Source organism: Streptomyces sp. NPDC016677 (assembly GCF_055562815.1).
In genome coordinates this window covers 239766-266182 of the sequence record NZ_JBVHEO010000006.1, presented here as the reverse complement: position 1 = coordinate 266182, position 26417 = coordinate 239766, and the positions used below count along the sequence as shown (strand labels likewise).

General features: G+C 72.6%; 26 protein-coding genes and 1 pseudogene. 9 read left to right on the top strand and 18 right to left on the bottom strand.

The window, feature by feature from the left end; all coding sequences use genetic code 11:
• Window positions 1–388 precede the first annotated feature (388 nt).
• Window positions 389–1246, top strand: a complete 858-nt coding sequence (locus tag ACZ3IG_RS19580) for a helix-turn-helix domain-containing protein (protein ID WP_437087093.1) — start codon at window positions 389–391, stop codon at window positions 1244–1246.
• 163 nt (window positions 1247–1409) lie between these two features.
• Window positions 1410–1601 (top strand): DUF397 domain-containing protein, encoded by a 192-nt coding sequence (locus ACZ3IG_RS19575; RefSeq protein WP_403537357.1) that lies wholly within the window; start codon window positions 1410–1412, stop codon window positions 1599–1601.
• Between the two features lie 134 nt (window positions 1602–1735).
• On the opposite strand, the gene ACZ3IG_RS19570 is transcribed toward ACZ3IG_RS19575, so the two are convergent.
• Together ACZ3IG_RS19570 and ACZ3IG_RS19565 are read right to left on the bottom strand one after the other, a co-directional pair.
• Complete coding sequence (locus ACZ3IG_RS19570; RefSeq protein ID WP_467433494.1) at window positions 1736–2758, bottom strand: polysaccharide deacetylase family protein; 1023 nt, start codon at window positions 2756–2758, stop codon at window positions 1736–1738.
• Complete coding sequence (locus tag ACZ3IG_RS19565; protein WP_467433492.1) at window positions 2755–2961, bottom strand: hypothetical protein; 207 nt, start codon at window positions 2959–2961, stop codon at window positions 2755–2757. Before ACZ3IG_RS19565 ends, ACZ3IG_RS19570 begins: the two co-directional genes overlap by 4 nt.
• Before the next feature lie 546 nt (window positions 2962–3507).
• Here ACZ3IG_RS19565 and ACZ3IG_RS19560 point away from each other — a divergent pair.
• Window positions 3508–3846: a MerR family transcriptional regulator gene (locus ACZ3IG_RS19560; protein ID WP_467433490.1), complete on the top strand. Its 339-nt coding sequence runs from the start codon at window positions 3508–3510 to the stop codon at window positions 3844–3846.
• Window positions 3847–3861: 15 nt separating this feature from the next.
• Here the strand turns inward: ACZ3IG_RS19560 and ACZ3IG_RS19555 are convergent, their stop codons facing one another.
• From ACZ3IG_RS19555 to ACZ3IG_RS19535, 5 genes are all read right to left on the bottom strand, one after another.
• A complete protein-coding gene (locus tag ACZ3IG_RS19555) occupies window positions 3862–4266 on the bottom strand; it encodes a CBS domain-containing protein (protein WP_467433488.1) in 405 nt (134 codons plus the stop codon).
• 63 nt (window positions 4267–4329) lie between these two features.
• The gene (locus tag ACZ3IG_RS19550; RefSeq protein WP_467433486.1) at window positions 4330–5742 is read right to left on the bottom strand and encodes a DEAD/DEAH box helicase; all 1413 of its coding nucleotides are present in this window, start codon (window positions 5740–5742) and stop codon (window positions 4330–4332) included.
• Window positions 5743–5938: 196 nt separating this feature from the next.
• On the bottom strand, window positions 5939–6142 hold the full coding sequence (locus ACZ3IG_RS19545) for a cold-shock protein (RefSeq protein ID WP_073934532.1): 204 nt from the start codon (window positions 6140–6142) through the stop codon (window positions 5939–5941).
• A gap of 238 nt (window positions 6143–6380) precedes the next feature.
• Window positions 6381–7841, bottom strand: a complete 1461-nt coding sequence (locus tag ACZ3IG_RS19540; RefSeq protein ID WP_467433484.1) for a COG1470 family protein — start codon at window positions 7839–7841, stop codon at window positions 6381–6383.
• 141 nt (window positions 7842–7982) lie between these two features.
• The gene (locus tag ACZ3IG_RS19535; protein WP_467433482.1) at window positions 7983–9869 is read right to left on the bottom strand and encodes an AfsR/SARP family transcriptional regulator; all 1887 of its coding nucleotides are present in this window, start codon (window positions 9867–9869) and stop codon (window positions 7983–7985) included.
• Between the two features lie 299 nt (window positions 9870–10168).
• Between ACZ3IG_RS19535 and ACZ3IG_RS19530 the strand changes: the two genes are divergently transcribed.
• Both ACZ3IG_RS19530 and ACZ3IG_RS19525 read left to right on the top strand, forming a co-directional pair.
• Window positions 10169–11284, top strand: coding sequence for a sensor histidine kinase (locus ACZ3IG_RS19530; RefSeq protein ID WP_467433481.1), 1116 nt, complete (start codon window positions 10169–10171; stop codon window positions 11282–11284).
• Window positions 11285–11462: 178 nt separating this feature from the next.
• Window positions 11463–12647: a hypothetical protein gene (locus tag ACZ3IG_RS19525; RefSeq protein WP_467433480.1), complete on the top strand. Its 1185-nt coding sequence runs from the start codon at window positions 11463–11465 to the stop codon at window positions 12645–12647.
• On the opposite strand, the gene ACZ3IG_RS19520 is transcribed toward ACZ3IG_RS19525, so the two are convergent.
• The 11 genes and pseudogenes from ACZ3IG_RS19520 to ACZ3IG_RS19470 all read right to left on the bottom strand — a co-directional run bounded on the left by ACZ3IG_RS19520 (window position 12614) and on the right by ACZ3IG_RS19470 (window position 23921).
• Window positions 12614–13273, bottom strand: a complete 660-nt coding sequence (locus tag ACZ3IG_RS19520) for a DNA-binding response regulator (protein WP_467433479.1) — start codon at window positions 13271–13273, stop codon at window positions 12614–12616. The genes ACZ3IG_RS19525 and ACZ3IG_RS19520 overlap by 34 nt on opposite strands.
• A 65-nt stretch (window positions 13274–13338) precedes the next feature.
• Window positions 13339–15114: an ATP-binding cassette domain-containing protein gene (locus ACZ3IG_RS19515; protein ID WP_467433477.1), complete on the bottom strand. Its 1776-nt coding sequence runs from the start codon at window positions 15112–15114 to the stop codon at window positions 13339–13341.
• A complete protein-coding gene (locus ACZ3IG_RS19510) occupies window positions 15115–16812 on the bottom strand; it encodes an ABC transporter ATP-binding protein (protein WP_467433476.1) in 1698 nt (565 codons plus the stop codon).
• Between the two features lie 102 nt (window positions 16813–16914).
• Entirely contained in the window at window positions 16915–17040 is a 126-nt protein-coding gene (locus ACZ3IG_RS19505) for a keywimysin-related RiPP (protein ID WP_403537336.1), read from the bottom strand.
• 48 nt (window positions 17041–17088) lie between these two features.
• Window positions 17089–17211: a keywimysin-related RiPP gene (locus ACZ3IG_RS19500; protein WP_437087117.1), complete on the bottom strand. Its 123-nt coding sequence runs from the start codon at window positions 17209–17211 to the stop codon at window positions 17089–17091.
• A gap of 5 nt (window positions 17212–17216) precedes the next feature.
• Complete coding sequence (locus ACZ3IG_RS19495; protein ID WP_467433475.1) at window positions 17217–17681, bottom strand: lasso peptide biosynthesis B2 protein; 465 nt, start codon at window positions 17679–17681, stop codon at window positions 17217–17219.
• On the bottom strand, window positions 17678–17911 hold the full coding sequence (locus tag ACZ3IG_RS19490) for a lasso peptide biosynthesis PqqD family chaperone (RefSeq protein WP_467433474.1): 234 nt from the start codon (window positions 17909–17911) through the stop codon (window positions 17678–17680). Before ACZ3IG_RS19490 ends, ACZ3IG_RS19495 begins: the two co-directional genes overlap by 4 nt.
• Before the next feature lie 4 nt (window positions 17912–17915).
• Window positions 17916–19760, bottom strand: a complete 1845-nt coding sequence (locus ACZ3IG_RS19485) for an asparagine synthase-related protein (RefSeq protein WP_467433471.1) — start codon at window positions 19758–19760, stop codon at window positions 17916–17918.
• Between the two features lie 389 nt (window positions 19761–20149).
• Window positions 20150–22405 carry a helix-turn-helix domain-containing protein gene (locus tag ACZ3IG_RS19480; protein ID WP_467433706.1) on the bottom strand — a complete coding sequence of 752 codons (2256 nt, stop codon included), beginning with the start codon at window positions 22403–22405 and terminating at the stop codon, window positions 20150–20152.
• Window positions 22406–22808: 403 nt separating this feature from the next.
• A pseudogene (locus ACZ3IG_RS19475) lies at window positions 22809–23120 on the bottom strand (N-acetyltransferase); the annotation flags it as partial.
• 132 nt (window positions 23121–23252) lie between these two features.
• Entirely contained in the window at window positions 23253–23921 is a 669-nt protein-coding gene (locus ACZ3IG_RS19470) for an HAD family hydrolase (RefSeq protein ID WP_467433470.1), read from the bottom strand.
• 82 nt (window positions 23922–24003) lie between these two features.
• On the opposite strand from ACZ3IG_RS19470, the gene ACZ3IG_RS19465 reads away from it, so the two are divergent.
• From ACZ3IG_RS19465 to ACZ3IG_RS19450, 4 genes are all read left to right on the top strand, one after another.
• Window positions 24004–25206 (top strand): helix-turn-helix domain-containing protein, encoded by a 1203-nt coding sequence (locus ACZ3IG_RS19465; RefSeq protein ID WP_467433469.1) that lies wholly within the window; start codon window positions 24004–24006, stop codon window positions 25204–25206.
• Between the two features lie 102 nt (window positions 25207–25308).
• Window positions 25309–25512: a hypothetical protein gene (locus ACZ3IG_RS19460; RefSeq protein ID WP_467433467.1), complete on the top strand. Its 204-nt coding sequence runs from the start codon at window positions 25309–25311 to the stop codon at window positions 25510–25512.
• Window positions 25509–25691: a hypothetical protein gene (locus ACZ3IG_RS19455; protein ID WP_467433466.1), complete on the top strand. Its 183-nt coding sequence runs from the start codon at window positions 25509–25511 to the stop codon at window positions 25689–25691. The genes ACZ3IG_RS19460 and ACZ3IG_RS19455 overlap by 4 nt, the downstream gene beginning before the upstream one ends.
• Window positions 25691–26344, top strand: coding sequence for a hypothetical protein (locus tag ACZ3IG_RS19450; RefSeq protein WP_467433464.1), 654 nt, complete (start codon window positions 25691–25693; stop codon window positions 26342–26344). Before ACZ3IG_RS19455 ends, ACZ3IG_RS19450 begins: the two co-directional genes overlap by 1 nt.
• The last annotated feature ends 73 nt before the right edge of the window (window positions 26345–26417 follow it).

The window sequence follows — 26417 nt, the reverse complement described above, 5'->3', positions numbered from 1 at the left end:
ACAGCACCACCCGAACGACAGCACCGCCGCGCCACCGCACCACAGAACCACCGGGTCACCGCACCAGCGCACCACCGCACCACAGTGCCACCGCACCACCCGCACCCCGAGCCGCCGCACGACAGTCCCCGAGACCGGTCCGGGAGCCGCTGGCCGCGCGGGGCGACAGGACCGACGTCCGGACGACGACCCGGTCCCGCCGCCCCGCGCGGCCGCATGCGCGTTCCGCCGCGCGCACGGGTGGCCTTCCGAACTGGCGTGTACGCGGCGCATATCGACCGTTTCCCAGCGGTAGCAAGCACCTTGGTGGCAGTCTGCTCAACAGCAGATACGCAAAGTGGCAAGTCAAGTACCAAGTACGAGGCACGCAGCCGGAGGTGCACGTCCCGTGGCGTCCAATGTGAATCCCACCGTCCGGCGGCGCCGGCTCGGCCAGGAACTGCGCCGGCTCCGCGAGGTGAAGGGCATGACGGCGGAGGAGGTCGCGGAGCGGCTGCTGGTGTCGCAGTCGAAGATCAGCCGCCTGGAGAACGGCCGGCGCAGCATCAGCCAGCGTGACGTCCGGGACCTGTGCGGGGTGTACGAGGTCGAGGACCAGCGCATCGTCGATTCGCTGATGCAGATGGCGAAGGACTCCCGCCAGCAGGGCTGGTGGCACGCCTTCGGCGACATCCCGTACAGCGTCTACATCGGCCTGGAGACCGACGCCGAGTCGCTGCGCGTCTACGAACCGCAGATCATCACCGGCCTGCTCCAGACCCGTACGTACGCCGAGGCGCTCATCCAGGGCGCGCTGCCGGAGACCCCCGCCGCCGACGTCGAGAAACGGGTGAACGTCCGCATACGGCGTCAGGAGCGCATCACCTCCGAGAACGGTCCGCTGCGGCTGTGGGTGGTCCTGGACGAGGCGTGTCTGCGCCGCGTCGTCGGCAACCGCCAGGTGATGCGCGAGCAGTTGGAGCACGTCGCGGAGATGTCCCAGCAGCCCCACATCACGGTGCAGGTGCTGCCGTTCGACGTCGGCGCGCACCCCGGGGTCAACGGCCAGTACTCGATCCTGGAGTTCGCCGACGCCGCCGACTCCAGCGTGGTCTACATCGAGGGCGTGACCAGCGACCTGTACCTGGAGAAGGCGCACGATGTGCAGAAGTACACGGTGATGTACGAGCACTTGAGGGCGCAGGCGCTGAACGTGGACGAGTCCCGCAGGCGCATCGAGGACGTGGCGAAGGAGTACGCCCGCTGAGCCTGCGACCCGCGGAGCGGCGGGGATCTTACACCCTTGGGACCGTGAACTGGAGACGCACCTGGAACATGCCATCCGGTCGGGTGAACGGCTGCTCCGTTTGAGGAGGACGGCGAGTAGCGTCGATCGCGCCAACGATCAGAACTCGCAATCGGAGCAGAACATGGCAATTCTCCAGGGCGCCACCGACGCATGGACCAAGTCCTCCTACTCCGGAGGCAACGGCGCCTGCGTCGAGGTGAAGTCCCCCGTCGTGACGGCGATGCTGGTCCGCGACTCCAAGGTCCCGGCCGGTCCGGCGCTGGCCTTCCCCTCGAACGCCTGGTCGGCCTTCGTGGCGTCGGTCAAGCAGTAACCGCGCTCGTACGCCCGCGGAGCCCTCTCGACCAGTGCGCCGACCTTGCCGAGAGGGCTCGGCCGTACCCAGGAGGGGTCGCGCCGTCGGGGCGCGGGGACGGCCGTGTCACGGACGTATCGCTTGAAACGAGATCAGCCGACCGTGCAGGAGACGGTCGGCCAGGTCCAGTTGCCGTTGTGCTGGATGGTGACGCCGAAGGTGTTGCCGTTGCCGTTCGGGCGGGCGGTGAGGGTCTGGGCGTCGGGGTAACTGGTGCTGGTGTTCCAGGTGGAGAGGACCTTGGCGGGTGAGGGGACCTTCATGGTGACGGTCCAGTCGCTGCTTCCGGAGACGGTGACGTCGAGGTTGTACCGGTCGCTCCACTGCTGCCCGGCGGACAGCGTGGCACTGCACCCGGTCCCACCGCCGCCGCCACCGCCCCCGCCGCCGTCGGACGGTGCCACGGCACGCCCGGTCTGCGGGGAGATCATCCCAGCGCACAGTCCGCGGGCGGCGAGGCCCTGGGCGATCCGGGGGATCGCCGCGCGCGTGTTGGCGGACCAGTCGTGCATGAGGATGACCTGACCGTTGGTGAGCCGGCCCGCCGCCTGGACGATGGCGTCGGTACTGGCGCCGTTCCAGTCCTGTGAGTCGACGTCCCAGATGACCTGGGTCAGCCCGTACTTGGCCGCCACCGACCGCACGGTCGCGTTGGTCTCGCCGTACGGCGGCCGGAACAGGACCGGCGTCCCGCCGCCCGCGCCGGCGATCGCCTGCTGGGTCCGGGCCAGCTCGGAGTCGACCTGGGCCTGGCTGAGCTGGGTCAGGTGCGGGTGGGTGTAGCTGTGGTTGCCGACCCACATGCCGGCGTCGACCTGCGCCTTGACCTGGGCCGGGTTGGCGGCGGCGTACTGGCCCTGGTTGAACATGGTGGCCCGCAGCCCGTTCTGCCGGAGCGTGTCGAGCAGGGCGGGCGTGCTGCCGGACGGGCCGTCGTCGAAGGTCAGCCCGACGTACCCGGTACAGGCCGCGGCCCGCGCCGGAGCGGCGGTGGCCCGGTCGGCGGCCTGGGCGGTGGTCTGGGCCGTGAGGGTGGCCGCGGCGGCCGTCGCGACGACGACGAGCCTGGTCACCAGGGAACGCGCGGAACGGGCGAGGTGCGGTCTGCTGCTCATCGAGGTCCCCCGGTGCCCTGGGCGTCGGTCCAGAAGGAGTGGTAGTACCCGTTGTTCGTGCCGGTCTGGTTCGTGGTGACGACCGCGTCGGCGTGCGCGATGCCGGGCGCGGCGATGGCGGCCGGTACCGGGGCGCACGGGGCGCTGACGAACAGCCGGAAGCGGTGTCCGCGGTGTGTCGGGTGTGCGGGTGGGATGTCCATGGCGGGCAGTGTTGAGGTGCTCTCGTCAACTGTCAATGGTTTCGGTAGCGAGTCCGAAACATTCGGGAGGTCGACGGGAGGGCCCTGTGGCTGTGTCTGTCAGGGCTGCGTGAAGAGAGACCCGCAGGGTGGTGGCTTGATCGACCGAGGGTTCCATGCCTGGTTCCCTCACCCGGAGTCGAATCATTCGGGACACTTTCCGAATCCACGTTCCCCCAGATGCAGGAAAGCTACAGCGGTCGCTGTAGACATTCGCGGATCACAGGGTTAACGTATGTGCTGTAGCCAGAAGTCAGGGAGGCGTGGCAGACACGAACTGCCCGCATGCAGTACCAACGCAGGACCGCAGTACTACCAAGAAGCCGGCCCCGGAACGGAAGGTGGTCCCACGGTCACGCACGCAAAAGGCAGGCCGGTACCGCAGTAACCCGGCCGGTGGTGTTACAAATCCCTCGGGGCCTTGGTGCCGTACGGCACCAAGGCCCCTCGACGCGTGCTCGACGCATGCCCCCACCGAACGCCCGTACAGGTTCCTCAGAGGTGCAGATGACCGCAGACACACCGCTCGACCGAATCGACGACGACGACTACCCCGCCTACACCATGGGACGGGCGGCGGAGATGCTCGGCACCACGCCGGCCTTCCTGCGCGCCCTCGGCGAAGCCCGGCTGATCACGCCGCTGCGCTCGGAGGGCGGACACCGTCGCTACTCCCGCTACCAGCTGCGCATCGCCGCGCGCGCCCGCGAGATGGTCGACCAGGGCACCGCCATCGAGGCGGCCTGCCGCATCATCATCCTGGAGGACCAGCTCGAAGAGGCCCGGCGTATCAACGAGGAGCTGCGCCGCGGTGAGGCCGGAGCCGGCCGTACGACGGACGCCTGACGCGGGGGAGTGGTCTCAGCGGGTGAGGACGAGGACGCCCAGGGCGTTGCCGTCGGCGTCGACCACGGGCAGGGCGCCCAGCCGCCGGTCCCGCATCGCCCGCTCGGCCTCGGCCACCGTGCTCAGCGGCGAGGCGAAGGGCGCGTCCTCGACGACGACGTCCCGCAGACGGACCCGGTCCGTGTAGCCGCGACCGTCCCGTACGGCGGTCAGCCGCGCCCGGGAGACCAGGTCCGTGAACCGGCCGTCCTCGTCACGCACGACGAGGTGCCCCGTGCGGGCGGCGGCCATGACGGACAGGGCCACTTCGACGGTCATGTCGGCCCACACCTGTGGCCCGGCCCCGTCCATGGCATCGGCGGCCGTCCGGCGCCCGGCGTGGGCGCACGGCGTGCGGGGATGCGTCTGGACCAGCGTCAAAAGGTGCCTCCTGGAGAGATGGATCAGCTTGCCTGGCTACGGGCGCCGCGGCGCCCGGCGCTGCTAGGCCGCCGCGCCGGGGGCCGGCCGCCGTGCGGACGACGTGCGCCGGGTTGCCGGAGCCGGGCGGCGCCGGCCGCGTGAACCGGGGCCGCGCTTGGGGCGTTCGGACGCTGCCGGCGCGGTGATGACGACCGGGACGCCGGAGGGTGCCTGGGCGCCGGTGATCCGGTGCAGGGCCTCCGCGCCGGCCCGGACCTGGGTGGTCTGCGGAACGATGCCGGCCGTCGCCATCAGCCGGCTCATGGCGCGGCGCTGGTGCGGGGTGACCAGGGTGACGACACTGCCGGACTCGCCGGCCCGGGCCGTACGGCCGCCGCGGTGCAGGTAGTCCTTGTGGTCGGTCGGCGGGTCGACGTTGACCACCAGGTCGAGGCTGTCGACGTGGATGCCGCGCGCGGCGACGTTGGTCGCCACCAGCACGGTGACGTGCCCGCTCTTGAACTGCGCCAGCGTACGGGTGCGCTGCGGCTGTGACTTGCCGCCGTGCAGGGCGGCGGCCCGTACCCCGCTGTTCAGGAGGTGCGCCGTGAGGTGGTCGACGGCGTGCTTGGTGTCCAGGAACATGATCACGCGGCCGTCGCGTGCGGCGATCTCGGTGGTGGCCGCGTGCTTGTCGGCGCCGTGGACGTGCAGGACGTGGTGCTCCATCGTCGTCACCGCCCCGGCCGACGGATCGACGGAGTGCACGACGGGGTCGCTCAGGTAACGGCGTACGAGCAGGTCGACGTTGCGGTCGAGGGTGGCGGAGAACAGCATGCGCTGACCGTCCCGGCGCACCTGGTCGAGCAGGGCGGTGACCTGCGGCATGAAGCCCATGTCGGCCATCTGGTCCGCCTCGTCCAGGACCGTGACGGCGACCTGGTCCAGCCGGCAGTCGCCGCGCTCGATGAGGTCCTTGAGGCGTCCGGGGGTGGCGACGACGACCTCGGCACCGCCGCGCAGCGCGGTCGCCTGCCTGCCGATCGACATCCCTCCCACGACGGTGGCCAGCCGCAGCCGCACCGCCCGGGCGTACGGCGTCAGCGCGTCGGTGACCTGCTGCGCCAGCTCCCGCGTCGGTACGAGGACCAGGCCCAGCGGCTGCCGGGGCTCGGCGCGCTGCCCGGCGGTACGGGCGAGCAGGGCCAGCCCGAAGGCGAGGGTCTTGCCGGAGCCGGTGCGTCCGCGGCCGAGTACGTCACGCCCGGCGAGGGAGTTCGGCAGCGTCGCGGCCTGGATCGGGAACGGCACGGTGACGCCCTCCGACCCGAGCGCGCCCAGCAGCCCGGCGGGCATGTCGAGGTCGGCGAAACTCGCCGCGGCGGGCAACGCCGGGGTGATCGTCTCGGGCAGCGCGAACTCGCCCTGGCGTGCGGCGGGCCGGCGGCTCGGGGCCGGTGAACGGAACCGGTGGGTGGGGCGTGTGCGGTTCATACGGAACCTTCCTTGACGGTATGCGGCACATATCAAGGAATTCCGCACGGCCCGGGAACAGGCAGCAAGAATTGCGAGAACGAGCCGAATGCGGGTGTCATGCGGATGCGGTGAGGAAAAACGTAAGCAGCTGGGGCCCGCACCCCGAAGGATGCGGGCCCCAGCTACGGAATGCGCGACAGAATGCGCGCAGGCGTCAGGCGAGGACGATGTTCTCGGCCGTCGGGCCCTTCTGGCCCTGCGCGATGTCGAAGCTCACCTTCTGGCCCTCAAGCAGCTCACGGAAGCCCTGGGCAGAGATGTTCGAGTAGTGGGCGAACACGTCGGCGCCGCCACCGTCCTGCTCGATGAAGCCGAAGCCCTTTTCCGCGTTGAACCACTTCACGGTGCCAGTAGCCATGTTGTTACTCCTTCAGGGTGGGTCGGAATCCGCACTGCGCGAAAACCACGTCGCCGCGATGATCACCCCGCCCGGAAAAAGTACCGGCGTCACATGGAATTCGGGAACCACGACTGCAACTGAGGACGACAGTAGCACGTTGCGGCGGACCGTGCGTGTTGAGTAATTACGCTCGGCCCGCCGCCGTATTAAAGTTGCCCGCGAAATTCGGCAAACTCTCCTCTCGCGGGTACAGAAATCACACCTTGAGCTTGACCGCTTCGATCCACTGGTCGTTCTTGTGGGCGCCGACGTAGGTGAAGGTCAGACCGTCCGTGTCGTTCCCGGGTTTGTCGCAGTGCATGTTGGTCCAGGTGTCGTCGTGGACGTAGGAGCTCTGGCAGATGGTGTCGTTGCCGTTGTCGACGTAGATGCCGAACCCCAGCAGGTTCGGAGCGTCAGCCGCGGTACTGCCGATGTAGAGGTCCTCGCCGTCGGCGGCGGCCGTCACCGGGCCGTTGTACGTCCCTTCGTTGTCGGCCGACCCGGGGTTGGGGACGAAGTCGTTGCCGCCGGTGCCGTTGACTCCGTACCCGGCGACGTTGACGGCCGTGATCGTCCCCGAGCCCGGGGTGCCCACCTCCGCGTAGTCGCACGCGACGTCGCTCCAGCCCGTGCCCCGCACGTGGACCCGGTAGCAGATGTGCCGTCCACCCGGGTCGTCCGCGGCCAGTCGCTGGACGGCGGTCGCCGCCGTCTCCTCCGCCGCCTCGGTCTCCTCCGCCTCGGAACCGCCGCCCCCGCCCCCGGACCCCGACCCGGCTCCGTCGCCGCCCGCATCCGCCTCCTGCGTCGCCGTCGCGGCCGGGGGCGCCATGGCCTCGGCGGACGGGGCTTTCGGTGCCTGGGCGGTCGACGAGGGATCGGCGGGCGGCAGCGTGCCGGCGACGGTGTCCTGGGACATCTCGGTGGCGGCGGTGCGGACCTGGGGCTTGTAGGCGATCCAGATCAGCACGAACGCGATCGCCAGCGCCAGGAAGACGCTGAGGAAGCCCGCCAGCCAGCGCGGCAGGAAACTCCGCTGCACGTACACGCCCTCGACGTCCAGCGGCGCCACCCCCGACCGCTGCACCGCCAGGGTGTAGGGGCGCTGCTCGGACGAGCCGAACCAGCTGATCTGCCGCGGTTTCAGCGTCGTCTTCACGAACGCCGCGCGGCCCGGCTCGATCTGCACATTGCTGGGGTGTATCTCGTACGACAGCTGATCACCGTTGTCGCTGCCGCTCAACGACGCCGTCAGCTTCGTATTGCCCAGGTTGTCCACGGCCAGTCGCGGCTTCCCCCGGAACCGGCCCTTGACCGTCGGCGGCAGCAGCTCCGCCCGTACCTCCGAGAACGGGGTGATGGTGAGGTTCCCCTCGGGAACCGTCGTCGCGTCCGGGTGCTCCGTCGGCGTGATCCGCACCCCGTACGGATTGGGCCCCGCCGTCGCGTCCGGCGTGCGCGGCGGGGAGAACGTCAGCTCCACCGTCCCGGTCGTACCCGGATACAGCCGCAGCGAAGGCGGCTCCACGGCGGTCCAGGGCGCGAGGGGACCCACCGCTTCAAAGCGGTACTCGTCCACCACGTCACCGGTGTTGCGCAGTCGCAGCCGTACTGTCGTACTACCACCCGGGTCCACAGTTGCGGAGGCGGGCTCGAGGGAAGTCCACAGGCTCACTCGCGGACTTTAAACGCGGCGATGGCGCCGAGTCAGCAGGCCAGGGGGCACGGTGGGTGCCCGAAAAGGCGAGACCGGTTGCCCCCGCTCCACGACGGGACCGGAGCCGTGCGGTCGGAAGACGTCGTCGCGGGTCCCTTGTCACCCTCGGCCCGGCACGACCCCGGCGCTCGCGCGTGCGCGTGGCTGCGCGCGGTGGGCGGTCATCGCCTGTCGCCGCTCGTCCGGGCAGGCCGGGAAGGCCGGGAAGACCGAAGGCACCCGGTACCGGTCGGGGCCGTACCGTTCGACGAGGTGGAGCTGGGCCAGTTCGTCCAGGAGCGCGTCCGCGGTCCGTTCCGGCACGCCCAGGACGGCCGCCGCGTCCGCCGGGCACACCGGGAGACCGGCGCCCCGCGCCAGCGCCTTGTGGAGGGTGGCCGCCGCGTCGGTCAGCCCGCGCAGCGACCAGGACATGACCACGCCCAGGTCGGTGATGTCCTCGCCGAGCCGGAACACGCTCAACGGATCGCACTCGCCGCGGATCTCGTCCACGAGCCGCGCCAGGGGCACCCCGGGGCGCAGCGCCACCCGTTCGGCGAGGATGCGCAGGGCGAGCGGCAGGCCACCGCAGAGCGCGACGAGTTCGCGCAGCGAGTCCGGCCCGGCCCGGTGCCCGGGCAGCAGCGCCCGCAGCAGTACGGCGGCCTGTTCGGGGCCGAGCGGGGGCAGGGTCAGGCGCCGGGCACCGTTCCTGACGACCAGGCCCCGCAGCTGGTTGCGGCTGGTCACCAGGGTGGTGCCGGTACGGCCGGGGAGCAGCGGACGGACCTGCTCGGGGCAGAGCGCGTTGTCCAGTACGAGCAGGACCCGTCGCCCGGCGAGCGTGCTGCGCAGCAGCGCGCTGCGCTCGTGCGCATCGGCGGGCACCTCGTCCTGGGCCGTCCCGAGACCCACCAGCAGGGCGTGGAGCGCGTCGGCCACGCTCATCGGCGGCCGGCCGCTGAACCCGTCGAGGTCCAGATAGACCTGACCGTCGGGGAACCGCTCCTGCCGGCTGTTGGCCCAGTGGACCGCGAGAGCCGTCTTGCCGACTCCCGCCGGACCGTCCAGCAGCAGCACCCGCCGGGTGCGGTCCGCCGGGAGCCCGTTCCCGTCCAGCAGTTCCCGGTCGAGGGCGGCCAGTTCGTCGGCGCGCCCGACGAAGGGCGCGTCTCCCGCCGGGAGTTGCCGGGGCACGTACCGGCCCGGGGCGCCGGACGGTGCCGCGGGGCGTGCCGCGGCCACCGGCGCGGCGTCGCCGGCCAGCATCCGCTGATGCAGTGCGCGCAGTTCGAGGCCAGGGTCGACGCCGAGCCGCTCACCGAGCAGCCGCCTGCACCGCTCGTACTCGCGCAACGCCTCCGCGGGCCGCCCCGACCGGTGGAGCGCGAGGATCAGCTGGGCCCAGAACCGCTCCTGGAGCGGATCGGCGGCGAGGGTCTCGCGCAGCTGCGGAATGTGGTCGGCCGGGTCCTCCCGGTCCAGCCCGATCGCGATCCTGCGGTGGACGGCCCGCAGCCGCAGTTCCTCCAGGGAGGGCACGATGTCCTGGTGCAGCGACGGCGCGTCGATCCCGGCCAGGGCCGGGCCCCGCCACAGCGCCAGCGCCCCGTCCAGCGCCGCCGCCTCCGCGTCCGGCCCCGCCGCCGCTCCCAGCGCCGTCGCCCCGCGGGCCCTGTCGCGGAACTCGGTGCTGTCGACGCTCACCCGGTCCGCGCTCAGCCGGTACCCGCCCCGCTCCCCTTCGATCACCGACCGGGCATCGTCGTGGGAGCCGTCCAGCACCCGGCGCAGCCGCTTGACGTGCCCCCGGATCGTCGTCCGCGCGGCCGCCGGCGGATCGTCCCCCCACAGCCGCTCCATGATCTCTTCCACCGGCACCACCGCCCCGTGACGCAGAGCCAGGGCGGCCAGCAGGGTCCGCGGTCGCCCCGCCGGTACTGTCAGCCGCTCCGCTCCGTACGTGACGTCCAGCGCGCCGAGCAGTCGTACGACGATCCTGTGCACGTAGCCGTCCCCCTCTTGTCCCCACGGCGCGACCGGTCGGCGGCCCCGCGTGCCCCGACGGAGTCGGTGGTCAGCACCGTCGTCGGGGGTGACATCAGGAAATGTACCTTTCGTTCCCGGACCGGAGTGACGGCCGTTCGACCGACATGTCGCAAACTGCCCTTTCTTCCGGGGTGTCGCGGACCGCATCATGAACAGCGGTGATCACTGACTCTGCTGACTCTTCCGCCCCCCTCGATTCCTCCGCCCCCCTCGCCCGCGCGGCGGAGCGGGCCGCGGCGGAGTCCGGGGCAGGGCCCATGGAGCTGGAATTCCTCGGCTTCACCCGGACGATGTCGGGCTGGCTGCGGCTCGTCGTGGTGAGCGCGTGCGCCGTACTCGCCGTGGCGGCCATGCCGGTGGCCGGCATACCGCTCACGGCGGTGTTCGCCGCCGTGACGATCGCGTGGTCCGTGGCCTACTTCAGGTGGGTCCGGTCGGGCCGGAACATACGCCTGCTCACCGCGGTGGACCTCACCCTGGTCACCGGACTGTGCCTCACCCAGGCGTACACCGTCCCCGCGAGCCAGGACCGGCACGGCGACACCTGGATCCTCGTCACGGTCAGCATCGTGGCCGTCGGCTACCAGATGACCCACCCGGGCGTGGCCGGCGCGCTGGCCGCGCTGCTGGTGGCCGGCGCCGACCTCGCGGGAGTCGTCCTGGACCGCCCCGCGACCTGGGGTGCCGCCCTGCCCAACGTGCTGTGGCTGCTCGTCCAGTCCGCGCTGTCCCACACCTTCTACCGGCTCCTGCTGCGGCGCAGCCGTGCCGCCGACTCCGCGGCCGCGTCGGCGGCCGCCGCCCGGCTCGGCTGGCAGGTGGCGGAAGCCCGGCGCACCGCCGAGCGGGAACACCTGGCCACGTTGCACGACACCGCCTGCGCCACCCTGCTCATGGCATCCGTGCCCGGCTCACGGATCCGGCCGGAGGTGCTGCGGGCACAGGCCCGGAGGGATCTGGAGCGGCTCGCTCCCGAGCGGCGGCGGATGGACGACGTCGTCCTCACGGAGCTGCTCGCCGAGGAGATCGCGTCCCACGCCCTGCGGGTCCTGGTCCGCGGCGACGCCGGACTCGGGCCCGTCTGGTGGCCGGCCGCCGCCGCGCTGCGCGACAGCGTGGGCGAGTCCCTGCGCAACGTGGCCCGGCACGCGGGCGTGCGGACGGCCGAGGTGAGCGTACGCCGGGTCGGCCACCGCGCGGTCGTCATCGTCCAGGACCGGGGCAGGGGCTTCGACCCGGCGGCGGTGCCCGCCCACCGGCAGGGGCTGGCCAGGTCCGTCATCGGGCGCATGCACACCGTCGGTGGGCGGGCCACCGTGGAGTCGCGCCCCGGCGAGGGCACCGTCGTACGTCTGGAGTGGCCCCGTGGCTGACCTGCCGGACGGAGGACCGAGCGAAGGAATGGCCGGAGGAATGGCTGAAGGAACGGCCGGAGGAACGGCCGGAGGAATGGCTGGAGGAACGGCCGGAAGATCCGGGAGAGCGGCCGGAGGAGACCCTGGGGCGGCGATCGGGCGGGTCGAGCCCCTGGCGCGGCAGATCGACGTCCGCATGCGCGACGGCCTGTACCTGGCGAGCCTGCTCACGGTCGGCGCCGTCCACTGCGGCCTGGCGCTGCCCGTGCTCCTCGGCAACCTGGACACCTATCACCGTCCCGCGCTCCACCTGGCCTCCTTCGCCCTGCTCAGCGCGGTCCTGGTGGCGGAGACCACGCAGCAGCTGCGGAGACGGCGCCGCTCCCGGCCCTGGGTGTGGACGATGGTCACCGCCACCTTCGCCGCGTCCCTGACCGCGACCAGCCAGATGCCCGCCGAGTCGTTCGGCGGCGCGCACTGGTCGTTCCTGGAAGTGGGCTGGTTCGGTGTCGTCCTGCTGCTCGACCGGCCCCGCGTGCTGACCTGGCTGTTCCTGGCCTGCCACCTGGCCGCCACCGCAGCGCAGTTGCTGCTGGCCGGTGTGCCGTCCCGGTCGGCGGCGGCCGGGACGGCCGTGAGCGTCCTCGCCATCTGCACGTTCCAGACGGCGGCGGCACTGACGGTGCGGCTGCTGTCGGACCGGGCCACCCGGGCCGGCGCCACCCTGCGGGAGCAGGAGCGGCTGCGTACGGCGGCGGCGGTGGCGGCGCACATCCACGCCGACCAGCGGGCCCGCTACCGCGACCTGGACACGACCGTGCTGCCGCTGATCACCGGGCTGGCCGACGGGTCACTCGATCCGCGCGAGGAGTCGGTGCGGCGCCGGTGCGCGCTGGAGGCCGCCCGGCTGCGCCGCCTGTTCGCGGAGCACGACTACGCCGCCGACCCGCTCGTCCACGAACTGCGGGCCTGCATCGACGTCGCCGAGCGCAACGGTGTCAGCGTGCACCTGGCCGTGCGGGGCGACCCGGTCGAGGTGCCCAGGCCGGTACGGCAGGAGCTGACGGAGCCGGTGATCGCGGCGCTGGCGGCGGCCCGGCGCACCGCCCGGACGACCGTGGTGCGCGGTGCCGGGCAGGTGCGGGTCGGCGTGGTCATCGACCGGCCGGAGGCCCAGCCGGCCCGGGCGGCGGGGCAGTGGGTGCGGACCCGCGCGGTCAGTGACGGGGGCCGCCTGTGGGTGGAGTCCGTCTACACCGTGTCCGGAGCCGGAGCCGGAGCCGGAGCCGGAGCCGGAGCCGACGACGGGACCGGAACCGATGACGGCACGAGCGCCGCCACCACCGCTCAGAGCTCCTCCAGCGAGATCAGCCCGTCCTGAACCGCCTTCGCGACCAGGTTGGCCTTGGTGGTCGCGGGACGGCCGACGTTGGCGTACTTGATGCGCACCCGGTCCAGATACGTGTTCACCGTCCGCACGGAGATGCCGAGGCTCTCCGCGACCATCGCCTTCGACTCCGACTGGAACCATTCGAGCAGCACTTCGATCTCGCGGGCGGCCAGGCGCGGACGCTCGCGCCGGGTGTCACTGCCCAGCGCCCCGGCCAGCGCCGGAGGCGTGTACGGAACCCCGGCCGCCGCGGCCAGGGTGGCCTGGAGCAGGTGCTCCTCGCCCTCCGCCTTGGTGAGGTACGTGAACGCGCCGATGTCCAGGCAGGTGAGCGCGGCCTGCGCGCTGTCCTGCATGGTGTAGACGATCACCTGGCGCTGCCGCGCGACGAGGTGGCGCAGTTCGGCGTAGGCGGACACGCCCGTGCCGAGCTGGAGGTCGAGGATCACCACGTCCGCCTCCGCGCCGGGGCCGGTGGTCGCGGCGGCCAGGGTCGCCCCCTTGGCCACCACCCGTACCTCGGGATCGACGGAGGCCGCGTACCAGGATTCGATCCCCGCCAGCACCACCGGGTGATCGTCGATCAGGACGACGCTGACCGAACGGACTGACGTCACGGGGCCTGCCTCCCTGTCGTGCCGCGCCGGGCGATCCGCGCCGGGCGATCCGTACCGCCCCGACCCTACAAGCGGGGCGGGATGCCATGGGCGTCTTCCGGTCGTGGCCCGGCCCCGTGCCAGTAGCCGATGAGCGCGGCGTACTCGGGTGCGGTGGCGAGGAGTTCGTCATGGCTGCCGACGGTCAGCGCGTCCTGCCCGACGAGGACGATCCGGTCGGCGCGCAGTGCCGAGCTGATGCGGTGCGCCACCACGATCAGGGTCCCGGGCCGGGCGCGGAACGCCCGCTCGGCCCGTTCCTCGGCGGCCCGGTCCAGATGGCAGGTGGCCTCGTCCAGGATCACCACCCGCGCCTCCGACACGTACACCCGGGCCAGCGTGATCAGCTGCCGCTCGCCCTGGGACAGCGGCCCCGCCCCGGTGACCGGCCCGTCGTAGCCGCCGAGCCGGCGCACGGTCCGAGCCAGGCCGAGCGCCGCCACCGCCTCGTCCAGCAGTTCGTCCCCGGCCCGCGGGGCCAGCTGCGTGAGGTTCTCGCGGAGGGTGCCGGTGAACACGTACGACTGCTGCGGTACGACGGCGACCCGGCGGCGCAGCTCCGCCTCGGCGAGCGCCGGCATCGGCGTCCCCCCGAGCGTCACGGCGCCGCTCCCGGGTGTTTCCAGCCCGGCGATGAGCATCGCCAGGGTGGACTTGCCGATGCCGCTCGGCCCCACGACCGCCAGGTGCGCGCCGTCGGGGATGTCCAGCGTGACGCGCGTGAACAGCGGCTGGGCGAAGGGCCCGTAGGCGAAGGACACGTCCTTCAGGGCGATGCCGGTGCCGGTCACCGGGGCGGTGCCCGCCGCCGGGCGCGGCGGCAGGTCGAGGAAGGCGGCCAGTCTGCGCAGGGTCACCGACAGCTGCAGCCCCATGTTGCCGACGGTCTGCACCAGGGCCCGCAGCGCAGGCTCGACGCCCTGGAGCAGGTACACCATGGCGCCGACCAGCGCCCCCGGCGTCAGCAGCCCCGTCCGCACGGCCCAGCCCGACGCCAGTACGACGACCGCGAACGGCAGCCGCGCGCCCAGCGCCACGACGGCGATCCGGCCCGCCCCGGCACGGGCGCCGGCCACCACCGCCGCCGCCTCGGCGTCCACCCGGACGCCCACCGCCCGCCCCGCGGTCTCCCAGGCGCCGCAGGCGACGACGTCCCGGACGCCGGTGAGCTGCGGCCCGGCCCGCCGCGCCAGCTCCTCCTGGGCCCGCAGCAGCGCGACATGACGGCGCCTGAGCAGCGGCGTCAGCAGCGCCATCAGGGCACCGGCCGCCAGCACAGCGCCGCCCGTGGCGGCGGCGAGCAGCGGGTGCAGGGCGAACAGGCCGATCAACGCGGCGACGACGCTGAACGCGACCGTGCGCAGCGACAGCAGCAGACCGCCGGAGATCTGGCGCACCGACTCCACCTGGCGGGTCACCCGGGCGACGGTCGACACGTCGGCCGCCGCGTGCTCCGTGTACACGGCGCGGTACAGCCCGGCCCGCACCACCCGCCGGGTCAGTTCGTCCCGCAGCGACTCCACGACGGCGGCCGCGTGCGGTATCGCCTGCCGCGTGCCCAGCGTGCCGGCGATCAGGGCCGCCCCGTACGCCAGCAGGAGCAGCAGCCCCTCGAAGGGCCGCCCGGCCAGGAAGCCGTGGTCGAGGGCCGACGCCACCAGCGTGCCCGAGAACAGCACCGGAAGGGTCTCCACGAAGGACCACGCGGCCAGCGCGCCCAGGTTCCGCCGGTGGGAGCGCAGTACCGGCACCACGGTGCGCCGGATCGGGGAAGGGGCGGGACGCGCCGGGTCGCCGGACACTCAGACCTCCGTACGTTCCTGGCCGGCGCCGAACACCGCCCGGTAGGCGGGGTCGGCCAGCAGCCGCTGGTGGGGTCCGACCGCCCGGACCCGTCCGTCCTGGAGCCAGGCGACGAGATCGGCGGCGGCGGCGGTGGTGATCCGGTGGGCCACGACCAGGCGGGTGGTGCCGCGCAGCGCCTCGTCCAGGGCCCGGCCGATCTCGTTCTCGGTGGCCGTGTCGAGACTGGAGGTGGCATCGTCGAAGATCACGACCCGGGCGCCCCGGGCCACCGCGCGGGCCAGCCCCAGCCGCTGCGACTCCCCGCCCGACAACCGCAGTTCCTCGACCGGCGTCTCGTAGCGCAGCGGCAGGCGGCTGATGAAGCCGTCGGCTCGGCTCGCCCGTGCGGCGGCCCGGACGGCGGCGGCGCTCACGGGCCGGTCGCCGTAACCGATCACCCCGGCCACCGTGTCGCCGAGCAGGTGCGGGCGCTCGAAGGCGTAGGCGATGGCGGCGCGCACCTCGGCCCGGTCGACGTCCGCGAGGTCGGTGCCGTCCAGCCGTACCAGCCCCTCGTCGGGCGCCAGGGCGGCCCCGGCGACCAGCGCCAGCGTCGTCTTGCCCGCTCCCGAGGCGCCGACCAGGGCCAGCGTGCGGCCGGCGGGCACGTCGAGGCAGACCCGGTCCAGTACGGCTCTGCTCCCGGCCCGCACGGTGACCCCGCGCAGTGCCAGCGCGCCCTCCCCCGGCGGCAGCGCCCCGTGTCCCGCCCGGGGCAGCGGGGCGGCGAACACCTCGGTCAGCCGCTCGGCGGAGCCCCGTACCCGGCCCAGCTCCGCGAAGACGCCGACCTGGGACAGCAGCCGCATGGCGAACGCCAGGTAGAGCTGCGCGGCGAGCAGTTGGCCCGGGGTGAGCCGCCCGGCCACCACCCCGTACCCCGCGGTCGCCAGCACCCCGATCTGCAGCGCGGGCGCCAGCAGCGACAAGTACCAGCCCGCCCTGCGCTGCGCCTCCCAGAACCCCGTCCCCGCCTCGCGCACCCGGGGCAGCGGCACCAGGACCCGTTCCACCTCCCGGTCCAGGGTGGCCGACGCCCGGATGGTGCGGGCGCCGGCGACCGCGTCGACGAACCGGTCGGACAGCTCGCCGTGCGCCCGCTGGTACGCGCCGGTCAGTGTCGTGGTGCGGCGGATGAGGACCCGGGCGAGCAGCGCGACGACCGGGACGCCGAGGACGAAGACGAGGACCAGCCGCCAGTCGATGAGGAACAGCGCGACCAGCCCCCCGACGGCGGTGACGGCCGCGAAGAGCGCCTGGAGGAGGTGGGGCGCGGCGGCTCCGGCCTCCGCGGTGCTCTCGGTCGAACGGTTCAGCAGATCGCCCGGCGTGAACCGGTCCGCGCCGGACAGGCCGAGCCGGAAGATCCTGGCGAAGGTGTCGTGCCGCAGCCGCGCCGTCGTGACGGCCCCCATCCGGGCCTCGGTGATCCGCGCGCCGGCCTCCGTGGCGGTCAGGGCCCCCAGCAGCGCGCAGACGAGCACGAAGGGGGCGGTGCCCGTGGCCCGGTCGAGCACCACGTCGACGGCGCCCGACAGGGCGTACGGGAGCAGCAGACCCAAGGCCGTCTCGCACAGGTACAACGCGCCGAGGGCGGTGAAGAGGCCCTTGTCCCGCCCCACCGCCGAGGCCAGCAGCCGGTCACTGTCGCGCATCGGGCTCCCCCCCCCCGTCCCTCGATCGCCGACGGGTGCGGCGAGCCACTCGCCTCGGCGAGTCCGCACCGCACCCGTCGGTCCCCTTCAGCGGCCGGCCGGTCAGCCGGTGTTCTGGTTCTGGAAGAAGAAGTAGGCCTCGTCGGCCCCGCTCCGGAAGAATCCGGTCTCCTCCGCGAACTCCCCGAGCTCGACGAGCGCGGGCACCTCGTAGATGTCCTTTTCCATGGTGGTCACCTCCTTCGGGAACTCAGCTGCGCGTGGCGGCGGTGGACGTCAGATCCAGGTGTCGAAGAACCAGGTGATCTCGTCCCCGTTGCGGATACCGAAGACTCCGGTCTCCTCCTGGAAGGAACCGAGTTCGACCACGGCGGGCACCTCGTACGTCTCCTTCTCCATGTTTCTCACCTCCTTCCGTTTCGGCTGGTGTGCGATACCGCCGGGGTTCCGGCGGAAGCCTCGATGACGATGAGCCGGTTGTAGTACGCGGCGTCGGTGGCCTCGTCGACCATCCGGCCCTCGGCCTCCACCCAGGCGTGCGCGGCGAAGGGCGGAGCCTTGAGCACCCCCACGCACCAGGTGGGCCACACCGACCGGGTCCGGCACAGCAGTGCCGTCGCGATCGACCGCGTCAGACAGGCGCGCGAGCCGCAGCACCGCGGGCTGACCGTGAGCACGGTGTCCCTGGCCAGGGACGTCTCCGCCACGGTCGCCGGGCGGGCGCCGCGCCGGACGCGGAGCAGCACGGCCCGGATCCGCCGGGGCCGCTGCCGGGCCAGCACCCGGGCGACCCCCACGGCCGCCCGGGTGACCAGGCGCCGGCGCAACGGCACCGCGACCGGGCCGGCGGGCAGGACGGGGATGCTCATCGGGCCACCAGCCCGGCCGAGCGCAGCGACCCGATCAGCGCGTCGACGTCCTCGCGGGCCCGCTCCGGGGTGACCTCGTAGCGGTCGGTGAGCGCGGTGACGGCCTCGTCGACCGAGTCGCCGCGCGCGAGGGCGGAGACCACCAGGGCGGCGGACGAGGTGAGCTGCCAGTAGCGGCCGGTGCGCTCGTCCAGGACGACCAGCCCGAACTCGGTCTCGGTGGAGGACACGTGGTCATGAAGCCGCAAGCCCATGGCTTGCCTCCTCACTGTTGTGGTGGGTGTGGCCGGCCAGGTGGTTCCGGGCGAACACCGCGCAGTTGACGGTCGCGTCGATCGACGCGTCACGCGTCCCCATGTGCTGGGGCGACTCGCCGGACGCGAACGCGGAGAAGTCGATGATTCCGCGGGAGGTGAGCGGAGACCGCTCGACGATGTCGAGAATGACCGGCCAGTGGTCCCGAAGTCCCCGGGCCGCCTGGGCACTTCCCCCCATTTTCGAACTGCGCCGCAAGAACGCGTCGGGAAGGGAACCCCGCATGGCCGCCTTGATGAGCGGTTTGAATTCCATCGGCGTGTAACGATCTTCATGCCGTACCGCGAAACACGCCTCGACGACCCGGTCGTCGAAGAACGGCGCTTCGAACGGCATTCCGAGGGTCGCGGCGAACTGCTGCGTGCCGCGCACGATCCGGCTGCCGTCCCGCACCATCGCCAGCTCCGCGTGCCGGGCCCGGTCGGGCCCGAGGGGTTCGGCGTGCGCGGCCCGGTCCCGCAGCCGGGCGGACAGGGCCGCCGCCGCGTCCTGGCTCAGCCAGCGGGGCAGCGAGACCCGCTGGTCCCACTCCATCCGCAGGTCCGTCCCCACCTCACGGACCCGCCGGGCCTCGTTCAGGGTCCGCCGCAGCCACCGGCCGTAACTCTCCGAGCTGAGCAGCTCCCTCAGGACCGGCAGGAACGGGCGGTCATCGAGCGCCTTCGTGGTCCTGATGCGCCGGAGCGCGAGCAGGGGACGGCGGCGGAACAGCGTGTGGTCCCACACCGGCAGCCCGTGCAGCAGATGGTCGCCGCCGAGCCCGTTGAGATACATCCCGGCGCCGCGCGCGGCGGCCCGCTCGATGCTGTGGGCGATGCGGGGCGCGGTCAGATACGCCTGCGACGGCTCGTCGAGCCGCTGGCCGATGTCCTCCATGCCCTCGAAGAACTGCGGCATGTCGTCCAGCCGGCCCACGTGATGCCGTACGCCCGGCATGCTCGGCAGGGCACGCCGGGCCCAGAGCAGGTCCTCCCGGCCGCCCGGGTCGTCGTTGTACATCGTCGTCGCGACGACGTCGGCGGGGCCCCGGGCCGCGAACCAGCACAGCGGCGTCGAGTCCAGACCGCCCGACAGGTCGCAGTGCACCGTGCCGCCGGCCCTGGTCCGTACGTCCACCGCGGCTTCGAGCGCGGCCCGCAGCCGCTCGGCGCCGGCCCCGCGGCCCAGCTCCGGCTCCGGGCGCCGCCACCAGACAGTGGTGCGGGCCCGCCGGCCGTCGCCGTACACCAGCAGTGCCGACCCCGGCGGTACGGCGGACACGCCCCGCCACATCGGCTCCTCGGCCAGCGGATGCGGGAGCACCCGCAGCAGCCGGAGCGCGAGCGCGGTGTCGTCGAGCGGGAATCCGCCGAGGTCCGCGAGGACGTCCGCCCGGTCACTGATCACCCGTACGCCGTCGATCACGGCGTGGAACACCCGGCGCAGCCCGCTCGCGGAACCCTGCACCCGCAGCCGGTCACCGTCCGCCGCGAGCAGATGGAAACTGCCGGCCAGGGCAGGCGCCAGACCGTCCAGCGCGTCCACACCGGCCGCACGCCCCAGAGCGCCCCGCACCGACTCCTCGGTCGCGGACGACACCCCGACGACCGCGGCCCGGACACGGCCCAGCCGGACCGTCACCCGCTGTGCGTCCGGCACCCGGGCGAACAGCAGCGGCCGGCCCGACGCGTGACGGGCGACCAGGTGCGCGTCCGCCGGGAGCCGCCGGGCGATGCGCCCGGCACCCTCACAGTCCGGAAGTGCGACGAAGAACCAGCCGTCCACGATGACAAGACCTCCTGCCTGCCCCGCGGTCCTGCTCGCCGCGGTGGCGATGCATTCATCGTGCGGGCCGGCCGTGGTACTGCCGTGGCACTGCTGTGGCACCTCTGTGCTACGTCCCTGACCTGGGCGGACGTGGGCGTTCCTGGAGGTGCGGCGGTACCACTGCCGGCGACGGTGTCGCCCGGCTGGTGAGAACGGCGAGCGTGCCGCCCTCCGCGCCGGCCGCCGCGAGCGAGAGGTACCCGGACCCCTGTTCACCGGGACGGATCGACATCACTTCGAGGCCGCCCAGGGTGGGGAGGCGGACGTAGGGGCACGGGTGCGGCACGGCGCCTGAAACGGCTAGCGGGCATGTCCGCGGGCGGTGTACACAGAGCGGCCGGCCGTGCTCATTCGGCGGGAAGCGAGTCCAGGAGCTTCTGCACGGTCTCCAGGTCACTGCCGTCGGCCGCGTCGCCGAGCGCGAGGGCCTGACGGAGGCAGCGGCGGGCTTCCTCAGTGTCCCTGAGTTCGATCAGGGCTTCCCCCAGACGCAGCAGCGTCTCACCCTCCCTGTGCGGAACACCGATGCGCTTGAACTCGGCCCGGGCTCGGCGATAGTGGACCACGGCCTCGCGCCACTGTCCCAGCGCGGCCCAGTCCTCGCCGAGAGCCTCCAGCGCAGCCGCCAGGAAATAGTCGGCGGCGTGGCCGGTCACCGGGCAGTCGGGCTCGTCGAGGAAGGTGATGACGCGCTCGTGCTGAGCCACGGCTTCCGCACTCCGGCCGAGGCGACGCAGGAGACCTCCGTAGAAGCCCATGGCGTCCAGCCATCCCACGTGGTCGTCGGCGGCTTCGAACAGGTCCGCGGCACGACGGGCTTTGTCGAAGCCCTCCTGGACTTCTCCCAGCTGCCGGTGAGGCCATACCGCGTGAAGCAGTGCCCAGCCCTGCTGAGAGAGGTCCTGGGCCAGGCGGGCGCATTCGAGTGCTTCATCGGCCCGTTCGATGCCTGCCCGGTAATTGTGCTCACAGGCGCTCAGGACAACGGAGTAGTAGTTCAGATGCGCGGCCTGCCGGCGGGGATCGGCGAGCGCGGCGGCGGCTTCGCTGGAGAGGCGGAAGACCTCGGGCCAGTGCCCCAGATAGAGCGTCACGTGATAGGCCCACCCCATGGCATCGGCGGTCTCCACCACCCGGGTGTGCTCGCCTCGGCGGGCGGCCCTGCGCAGCGCGGCGAGCCAGGCGGCGGCCTCGTTCTCCAACCAGGCCCGGGCCTGCTCCTCGCTGTCCAGCGGGTCCAGCCCCTGCCAGGTGGACGGCGGTTTCCCGTACTCGGGCAAGTACCAGCGGCCGGCGACCACGGCGGTCTCCAGCAGCCAGGAGTGCAGCCGGTCCTCGGCCGCTTCCCTTTCGTCGGGTGCCTCGTCCCGGGACAGACGGGCGCGGGCGAAGAGCTTGAGCAGATCATGCAGTTGGTAACGGCCGACGTAGGTCGTCCGCAGAAGACCGGCCTCGACCAGCTCCTCCATCACGTCCTCCGCCTCGAAGACGCCGGTCGCGGTCAACGCCGCGCCGTACGAGGTGGTCATGTCCGGCCCCGGGACCAGGCTCAGCAGGCGCAGCATCCGTGCGGCCTGGCCGGTCAGCTGCCGGTAGGACAGCTCGAAGGCCGCCTCCACCCGCACGTCACCCGCCGCGAGGGCACCGAGCCTGCGTTCTTCGTCGGCCAGGCGACGGACAAGCTGGTCCACCGGCCACCCGGAGCGGACCGTCAGCCAGTTACCGGCCACTCGCATCGCCAACGGCAGGCACCCGCAGAGCTGTGCCACCCGCGCCACGGCCTCGGCTTCCGCATCGGCCCGCTCCGCACCGATGATCTTGCGCAGCAACTCGACCGCTTCGGGCTGCGTCATCTCCGACAGCGGCAGCCGGTCGACGTCCTCCAACCCCGACAGGGGCCGCCTGCTCGTGACCAGGACCAGACTCCGTCCGGCCGCAGGCAGCAGCGGACGCACCTGGGCCTCGTCCCGAGCGTTGTCCAACACCACCAGGCACCGGAGATCAGCAAGCAGGGCCCGCAACAGGCCCGCATGACCCTGCTGATCCTCCTCGGCCAGCCGTCGGCCGGACACTCCCAGAGCCGTCAGCAGCTTCGGCAGTGCCTCACCGGGGTCGACGGCACCCTCCACGCCGTGCAGATCCACCACAAAACAGCCATCGGGAAACTCCGGCGCCAGATCCGCTGCCGCCTTGAGCGCCAGCGTCGTCTTCCCGCAACCCGGAGAACCGGAAATGACCGACACCGACACCGACGCCCTCGCGCCGGAGCTCGCCCGTTCCGCGGCTTCCCGCAGGCGTGCCAGCTCCGCGTCACGCCCAGTGAAGTCACCCACCGACCGCGGCGGCACCGCCACCCCCGCCGCCACCACCGCACGCGTGGGGCGCCCCGCCCGCGCAGCGGCCAACATCGCTTCCCGCTCGGTATCCGTCAGCCCCAGCCCCTCCGCCAGGGCCACCACCGTGCGCCGCTGGGGAACCCGGCTACGCCCCCGCTCCATATCGCCGATGGCCCGGACGCTCACCCCTGACGCCTCCGACAACTCCTCCATCGTCAAGCGGCTCTCCTGTCGCAGGCCACGCAGAACAGCACCGAACGGTCTCATATCGAGCAAGTCACCCCATCCCTGGTCCTGGCGCTGGCAGACTACGGTGCCTCCCTCCGGACCGCCCGCTTGATCACTACTCGATACGCCGTCCCGTCGCAACGCCCAGGGCGACCGGCCGGCGCCGAGGGGCACAGCGGAGGGATCAGGGTCGACGGCGAGGCGGGGCTGGTGTCGGTGCTGATCCGGCACACTGCGGGTTGGATGCATGCTGCGGGCGATGGCCAAGTCCGCTGTGCGGGGCTTCGCCGATCTCGACGGCGTGCTGTCCCCGCTGCTTGCAACTGGAGGCAGTGTTGAAACGAGGCTGGGGCCTTCCTGGAGGGGATTGTGCTCAGCCACTCGAGCCTGCTCGGGCGGTTCACGGCCTCCAACGAACACGGTGGTTCGGTCGTGGGGCAGGTCAGCGGCTGGCGCGAATCATCACGTGGAGGACTGGCGAGGCCGGTGACGGCCGGCTTTGCCCGATGTCCTCGTACCCCCACGACTTGTAGAGCGCGTGGACCTTTCCGTCTCCAGCAGCCGGGTTGACCATGAGAGTGACGAAGGACTCGTCGCGTGTGGCGAGGAGGGCGTCGTGGATGCGGCGAGCGGTGCCGGTTTTCCGCCAGGGCGGTCGGACGCCGATCTCCTTTAGGGCCACGGCCGGATGCTCGGTGTACTTGTCCGCCGGCGTCGGGCTGGCGCGCTGCCAGTACCGGTCCCCGTACTCGATACCAGGTCGTGGAGCGGGGCGGGAGGCCGCTGCCGCCGCCGCAGGACGTGGAGGACTACTACCGAACTGGAGTGTGAGCACGGCCGGCCCCCGTCGTCTGCCCCTTGCGGGCGGGCGGCGGGGGCCGTTTCGTCATGCCCGGAGTGCGGCGAGCACCTGCGCGGTGTCGGCCAGCCCGTCCAGCACCAGCTCCGCGCCCGCGGCCTCCAGCTCGGCCGCCGACGTCTTGCCGGTGGCGACCGCGACGACGCGGACGCCGGCCTCATGTCCGCCCGCGACATCTGCAGGCGTGTCCCCCAGGAAAACGGCCTCGGACGCCGCACCGCCCGCGTGCTGCAGGGCGAGACGCAGCAGCTCGGGACGGCCCTCACCGTCCTCCCCATAGGCCCCATCGTCCAGGCGCAGGTAGGCGTCGAGGCCGAAGGCCGCCAGCTTCACTCCGGCGGCCTGACGGACGTTGCCGGTGACCACCGACTGCCGCACGCCCCGCTCCTCCAGCGCAGCGAGAGCGGCAGCAGCCCCGGGTAGCGCGTGCCCGCGCTCGCGCAGCTCAGACGCCCGGCGAACGTGCACGGCGCCGAGCGCGTCAGCGAACCGGGTGAACAGCTCGTCGTTGTACGTGATGCCGTGCAGGCGTGCGGTCTCCCGCAGAATCACCCGCTCTGTGGACCCCGTCACCGACGCCTGCTCCCGCAGTGCGACTCCTGTCACCTGCTCGAAGGCGGCGGCCCACAGCTCGCGGCCGAGTCCGCCCGTCGCCATCAGCGTATGGTCGATGTCCCACAGCACCAGCTTCGGCACCGGCGTCTCCTCTCTCCACGAACAACGGGGTCCCCACGCATCGGGCACCCTACGCTCAGAGACAGGAGCAAGGAGTGGGCGCATGGTTGCAGCAGACCTCCTCATCGGGGACCGCATCAAGCACTACCGCGGCGGACGCCGACAGGACGCCATCGCTGGCCTGGTCGGCATCTCACCGGACTACCTGTCGCAGATCGAACGCGGAATCAAGGTGCCGAGCCTGCCGATCCTGTACGCCCTGGCGCAGGAGTTGGGCGTCCCCGCCGCCGCGCTGCTGTCCGAGCAGCCGCCCGCCGAGCAGGAACCCACGGACACGGCCGAGGCCGCTGTGGGCCGGGCGCTCCTCGGCTACGGCCCGGCCCGCAGCGCAGCGCCCGTTGTCGCAGCCGTACTCAGGGAGCGGGTCGAGGCCGCGTGGAAGAGCTGGCAGACCAGCGGCACCCGGTTCAGTGACGCCGCCGAGACGCTGCCCGGCCTCGTTGCCGACGTTGAACACGCGGTGCGCGCTGCCCGCGCGGGTAACGACCCGGCCGAGCGGCGGGCCGTCCTGCGGGCGGCGGCCGATCTGTATTGCCTGCTCCGCTCGTACTTGCGGCGCACTGGCCGCGTCGACCTCGCCACCCTCGCCGCCGACCGGGCAGTACGCGCTGCCGAGGACGCCGACGATCCGCTTCGGATCGCTGCCGCGCAGTGGAACTTGGGCCACGTCCTGCTCGCGGCCGGCCAGCCCGCAGAGGCCGAGGAGTTGGCGCTCCGCGCCGCCGAGCGGGTGGAGGTGGAGACGATGCCGGAGGTCGAGCGCACGGCGATGGGCGGCGCGCTCCACCTCGTCGCAGTGGTGGGGGCCGCGCGCCGACGCCGGTGGTGGGAGGCCCGGGAGCGGCTGACCCGGTATGCGGCGCCTGCGGCCCGGAAGGTGCCCGACAGCACGAACATCGGCTGGACCGTGTTCGGGCCGACGAACGTGGCGCTACACGCCTTGTCCATCGACATGGAGGCCGGTGAGACCGGCGAGGCGCTGCACACGGCGGACGCCACCGATACCAGCCCGCTGCCCTCACTGGAGCGCGAGTTCACGTTCAACTTGGAGGTCGCGGCCTGCCACAGCCAACGCCGGGACGATGCGGCGGCCCTGCTGGCCCTGCTCGGCCTGGAGGCGATCGCCCCTGAGGACCTCGCGCGGACCCCGCTCGCACGGCAGCTCGTGCTCACGGTCATCCGCCGGGCGCGGGCGATGCACGCCCGACAGGCGGAGCAGATGGCAGCTCGGATCGGCCTGGTCTGAGCGAGCCGCTGGTTCACCCGAGCTGACAGCTCGGGTGAAATCGCAGGAGCGTACCTACGGTCAGGGGTGGGACAGAGCACACCGACCGTGGAGGCACCAGCTATGCCGAGCGACCCCGCGCAGCAGTACGACGCGGACCAAGCCGTCCGCTGGTGCGGATGGTGCCGCCACTACCGCACCGACTGCCTCCGCGTCTCCCTCCAAGGCGGCGCCACCGTTCCCACCGCACCCACCCTCTACGCCTGCCAGCCCTGCCGCGAGGTACACCGCCTCGCCCCGGCCGCGACCCGGGAGTCGACGCCATGACCGCGCTCGTCGGCCTCACCCCCGCCCAGGTCGCGTTCCTCGCCCTGGCCGACCACTGCATGGCCTGTCCCGTCTGCTGGCCGGCCGACCTACGCCCAGCGTCCGAGCGGGACCGGTGTGAGACCGCCGAGCAGCTGGCTCGGGCGCACTCCCGCCTGCTCTGGAGGGAAGGCCCGTGATGACCACGCACCGCTGGCGCTCGCTGCCCGTCCCGTACATCACCCCGTGGAGCGCCGAGACCGTCACCAGCGCACCCCTCACCATCCGCCACGGCCGCCTCGCCTACGAGCACGAAGGGCCCTACGACAGGCACGACGGCGTGCTCTGGGTACGCGTGGCCTACGCCCAAGGCGCCGGGCGACCGCACTTTCCCGGCGTACACGCGTGGCGGCAGCGGCAGGCCATCATGCACGACCTCTGCCAGATCTGCGCCGAGCCCGCCCAACTCGCGGACGGCCGGTTCCTGTTCCTCCTCGCCGCCCCCACCGGCCGCCCGATCCAGGAGGGCGAGACGACCGCGGTCCCGCCGATCCATCCGCAGTGCGCGCGCCTCGCCGTGCGTCACTGCCCGCACCTCCGCGACGGCTGGGCCGCGGCCCTCGTCACGGGCACCCCGTCGTGGGGCGTGGCCGGCATCCGGTACGCGCCCGGGTCACTGGTGCCGCTGCCGGGTCCGGACCCGCAGCACCCGGACGACCTGGCCCGCGTGCCCTATGAGGACGACGCCGGCCTCCGGTGGGTGCTTGCGGCCCGGGAGATCATCGAACTGCTCGCCGTGGAGCCGGTGACCGACCTGGACGCGCTCGCCGCCAAGTATCCGTTACCCCACTGACCCCCGCTGGCGCTGCTACGCCGATGGCGGCGCCAGCGGGAAGGACGGCCGCCCCTGTTACCCCGTCAGGGGC

What these genes read in the sequence shown, in the direction of transcription:
- ACZ3IG_RS19455 (WP_467433466.1), top strand. Translation starts at nt 25,509, where the DNA reads ATGACCGCGCTCGTCGGCCTCACCCCCGCCCAGGTCGCGTTCCTCGCC.
- ACZ3IG_RS19460 (WP_467433467.1), top strand. Translation starts at nt 25,309, where the DNA reads ATGCCGAGCGACCCCGCGCAGCAGTACGACGCGGACCAAGCCGTCCGC.
- ACZ3IG_RS19565 (WP_467433492.1), bottom strand. Translation starts at nt 2,961, where the DNA reads ATGGACATCCCACCCGCACACCCGACACACCGCGGACACCGCTTCCGG.
- ACZ3IG_RS19530 (WP_467433481.1), top strand. Translation starts at nt 10,169, where the DNA reads ATGGAGCTGGAATTCCTCGGCTTCACCCGGACGATGTCGGGCTGGCTG.
- ACZ3IG_RS19505 (WP_403537336.1), bottom strand. Translation starts at nt 17,040, where the DNA reads ATGGAAAAGGACATCTACGAGGTGCCCGCGCTCGTCGAGCTCGGGGAG.
- ACZ3IG_RS19495 (WP_467433475.1), bottom strand. Translation starts at nt 17,681, where the DNA reads ATGAGCATCCCCGTCCTGCCCGCCGGCCCGGTCGCGGTGCCGTTGCGC.
- ACZ3IG_RS19570 (WP_467433494.1), bottom strand. Translation starts at nt 2,758, where the DNA reads ATGAGCAGCAGACCGCACCTCGCCCGTTCCGCGCGTTCCCTGGTGACC.
- ACZ3IG_RS19510 (WP_467433476.1), bottom strand. Translation starts at nt 16,812, where the DNA reads ATGCGCGACAGTGACCGGCTGCTGGCCTCGGCGGTGGGGCGGGACAAG.
- ACZ3IG_RS19465 (WP_467433469.1), top strand. Translation starts at nt 24,004, where the DNA reads ATGGTTGCAGCAGACCTCCTCATCGGGGACCGCATCAAGCACTACCGC.
- ACZ3IG_RS19480 (WP_467433706.1), bottom strand. Translation starts at nt 22,405, where the DNA reads ATGAGACCGTTCGGTGCTGTTCTGCGTGGCCTGCGACAGGAGAGCCGC.
- ACZ3IG_RS19560 (WP_467433490.1), top strand. Translation starts at nt 3,508, where the DNA reads ATGACCGCAGACACACCGCTCGACCGAATCGACGACGACGACTACCCC.
- ACZ3IG_RS19500 (WP_437087117.1), bottom strand. Translation starts at nt 17,211, where the DNA reads ATGGAGAAGGAGACGTACGAGGTGCCCGCCGTGGTCGAACTCGGTTCC.
- ACZ3IG_RS19450 (WP_467433464.1), top strand. Translation starts at nt 25,691, where the DNA reads ATGACCACGCACCGCTGGCGCTCGCTGCCCGTCCCGTACATCACCCCG.
- ACZ3IG_RS19525 (WP_467433480.1), top strand. Translation starts at nt 11,463, where the DNA reads ATGCGCGACGGCCTGTACCTGGCGAGCCTGCTCACGGTCGGCGCCGTC.
- ACZ3IG_RS19550 (WP_467433486.1), bottom strand. Translation starts at nt 5,742, where the DNA reads ATGAACCGCACACGCCCCACCCACCGGTTCCGTTCACCGGCCCCGAGC.
- ACZ3IG_RS19545 (WP_073934532.1), bottom strand. Translation starts at nt 6,142, where the DNA reads ATGGCTACTGGCACCGTGAAGTGGTTCAACGCGGAAAAGGGCTTCGGC.
- ACZ3IG_RS19575 (WP_403537357.1), top strand. Translation starts at nt 1,410, where the DNA reads ATGGCAATTCTCCAGGGCGCCACCGACGCATGGACCAAGTCCTCCTAC.